The organism is Candidatus Zixiibacteriota bacterium, from assembly GCA_020853795.1.
Classification (GTDB): domain Bacteria; phylum Zixibacteria; class MSB-5A5; order CAIYYT01; family CAIYYT01; genus JADJGC01.
Genome location: JADYYF010000173.1, coordinates 1 through 2,932, shown reverse-complemented (window position 1 = coordinate 2,932; position 2,932 = coordinate 1). Strand labels below are relative to the sequence as shown.

1 protein-coding gene is annotated in these 2,932 nt (G+C 61.9%); it reads left to right on the top strand.

What is annotated here, in order from left to right; translation table 11 throughout:
- Positions 1–20: 20 nt before the first annotated feature.
- The coding region (carB, locus tag IT585_13295) for a carbamoyl-phosphate synthase large subunit (protein MCC6964222.1) at positions 21–2,932 on the top strand (2,912 nt) is incomplete at its 3' end.

Genomic DNA, 2,932 nt, shown 5'->3' with positions numbered 1-2,932 from the left:
TCGCGGTGAGAAATCGACCCATGCCCCGGCGCTCTGATCTCAACCGCGTCCTCGTCATCGGCTCCGGCCCGATCGTCATCGGCCAGGCCTGCGAATTCGACTACTCCGGCACGCAGGCAATCAAGGCACTCAAGTCGGAGGGCATCGAGGTTATCCTCATCAATTCCAACCCGGCCACAATCATGACCGACCCCGATCTGGCCGATCGCACTTACATCGAACCCCTGACCGTCGAATTTGTCGAGAAGATCATTGCCCGCGACAAACCGGATGCCGTCCTCCCCACTGTCGGCGGCCAGACCGCGCTCAATCTCGCCCTCGCTTTGCAGCAGGCCGGCGTGCTGGAGCGCCACCACGTCGAAATGATCGGCGCTAATGCCGGCACCATTGCTGTTGCCGAAGATCGCCAGCTGTTCAAGCAGGCGATGGTGGAAATCGGCCTGGAGGTTCCCCGCAGCTTGTTGGCCTCGTCGCTCGATGAGGCCCGCGCCTTCGCCGCCGACAACGGCTACCCGATCATCGTCCGGCCCTCGTTTACGCTGGGTGGCTCCGGCGGCGGTATCGCGTACAATGCGGAAGAATTCGCGGTGATCGTCGCGCGCGGTCTCGGACTTTCACCCGTGCATCAAGTCCTCGTCGAGGAATCGCTGATCGGCTGGAAAGAGTATGAACTCGAGGTTATGCGCGATCGCCGCGACAATTTCGTCGTCGTCTGCTCAATCGAGAACTTCGACTCGATCGGCGTCCATACCGGCGACTCGCTGACCGTTGCGCCGGCGCAAACTTTGACCGACCGCGAATACCAGCGCCTGCGCGATGCCGCTGCCGCCATCATGCGCCGCGTCCGCGTCGAGACCGGCGGCTCCAACGTGCAGTTCGCCGTCAACCCGGACAACGGCCGACTGGTCGTCATCGAAATGAACCCGCGCGTCTCGCGCTCGTCCGCGCTGGCCTCCAAAGCCACCGGTTTTCCAATCGCCAAAATCGCGGCCAAACTCGCCATCGGCTACACGCTCGACGAAATCCCCAACGACATCACGCGCATGACCCCGGCCGCCTTCGAGCCCGCCATCGACTACGTCGTGACCAAGATTCCCAAGTTCGCCTTCGAAAAATTCCCCGGGGCCGACGCAACGCTCGGCATCCAGATGAAGTCTGTCGGCGAGGTCATGGCCATCGGCCGCACCTTCAAAGAGTCGCTCTTCAAAGCCCTGCGCTCGCTGGAGGCCGTCAAACCCTTCCGTCCCGGCCCGATGACCGACGAACAACTCAGCGCCGTGCTCGCCCAACCCAATGAAAATCGCATTCATTTCATCGTCCACGCACTCGAACAAGGCTGGAGCGTCGCCGAGATTGCGCGCCTGACCTACATCGACCCCTGGTTCCTCGACCAGATCGCCGAGTTCGCCGATCTGCAGCGTTCGCTGCGCGGACGGTCGCTGGAAAACGTGTCACTGAACGACCTGCGCCTCGCCAAAGAATTTGGCTTCTCCGACCGTCGCATTGCCTATCTGACCGACGCCTCCGAGGATGCCGTGCGTGCGCGCCGTCACGAATCCGGTATCCGCCCGGTCTTCAAGCGTGTCGATACCTGCGCCGGCGAATTCCAGTCGTTCACTCCTTACTTATATTCAACCTATGAAGAGGAAGACGAAAGCGAGATTGCATCCGGCCGCAAGGTAATGATCCTCGGCTCCGGCCCCAACCGGATCGGCCAGGGCATCGAATTTGACTACTGCTGCTGCCACGCCTCCTTTGCCCTGCGCGAGGAAAACGTGCAAAGCATCATGGTCAACTGCAACCCCGAAACCGTCTCGACCGACTATGACACCAGCGACCGCCTCTACTTCGAGCCGCTCACGCAGGAGGATGTTCTCGAAATCTTCGAGCGCGAACGTCCCGACGGCGTCATCGTCCAATTCGGCGGCCAGACGCCGCTGAAACTGACCTTGCCCTTGGCACGCTCCGGCGTCCCGATCCTCGGGACTCCGCCCGACTCGGTCGATCTCGCCGAGGACCGCGAACGCTTTGCCGAATTCCTCGACCGTCTCCAGATCCGCCATCCGGCGCATGCCATCGCGCGTAATCTGGTCGAAGCCGATGCCGCCGCCCGGGCACTCGGATTTCCGCTGTTGTTGCGCCCCTCTTATGTCCTCGGCGGCCGCGGCATGGCGATTGTCTACGGCCTTTCCCGTTTCCACAGTTATCTCACGCAGGCCTTCGATGCCGCACCCGGCCAGCCGATACTGATCGACAAATTCCTGGAGGACGCTTTCGAGGTCGACGTCGATGCCATCGCCGACGGCAATGACTGCATCATCGCGGGCATCATGCAGCATATCGAAGAGGCGGGCGTGCATTCCGGCGATTCCAGCTCAGTGCTGCCGACCTACATGATCAGCGATCGACACCTTGAGGAAATCCGCAGCGTCACGCGACAGTTGGCGCGCGAACTCAAAGTTGTCGGCATGATGAATATTCAGTACGCCATCGCGGACGGCGAATTGTACGTACTCGAAGTCAACCCGCGTGCCTCCCGCACCGTGCCCTACGTCGCCAAGGCCACCGGCCAACCGCTGGCGAAAATCGCCACCCGTCTCATGCTCGGGCGCACCTTGCGCGAACTCGGTTTGACCGAAGATCTGCCGGTATCGCGCTACTTCGTGAAAACGCCGGTCTTCCCCTTCGTCAAATTCCCCGGAGTCGATCCGCGCCTGTCACCGGAGATGCGCTCGACTGGCGAGGTCATGGGCGTCGGCAACGACTTCGGCAGCGCTTTCTTCAAGGCCCAATTGGCCGCCGGAATACGGCTCCCTGCCGAGGGCGCGATTCTGATCAGCGTCAACGATCGCGACAAGAAGGGCATTCTCAGCGTCGCGCGCAGATTCCACGCGCTCGGTTTTACCGTCATGGCGACCACCGGCACGGCGTC